This window comes from Bacillus sp. SIMBA_008, assembly GCF_046535495.1.
GTDB lineage: Bacteria > Bacillota > Bacilli > Bacillales > Bacillaceae > Bacillus > Bacillus subtilis.
The window spans coordinates 1-244 of sequence record NZ_JAWRWL010001076.1 but is presented as its reverse complement, the minus strand read 5'-3'; the positions used below and the strand labels follow the sequence as shown (position 1 = coordinate 244).

1 protein-coding gene is annotated in these 244 nt (G+C 69.3%); it reads right to left on the bottom strand.

The features are described from left to right. Nucleotides 1-218: ATP-binding cassette domain-containing protein (locus tag SB658_RS26730; protein ID WP_410603518.1), on the bottom strand; the 218-nt coding region annotated here is incomplete at its 3' end. Nucleotides 219-244: the final 26 nt, after the last annotated feature.

Here is a 244-nt window from a genome sequence, read left to right as displayed (position 1 = left end):
AGTGGGTGGGCGGCGGCGGGCGAGCCGAGGTTACGCGTCTCTGCGGCGCTTGGTATCTCGCCGTCGGTCGGGTCCAGCGCCCCGGAGATGATCTTCGCGAGCGTGGACTTTCCGGCGGCGTTGTCGCCGATGAGACCGACGACCTCGCGCGCGTTCACCGTGAAGTCGACGTCGACGAGCGCCTCCACGGCGCCGAAGCGCTTCGTGATGCCGTTCATGGCGAGCAGCGGTTCCGCCTGCGATG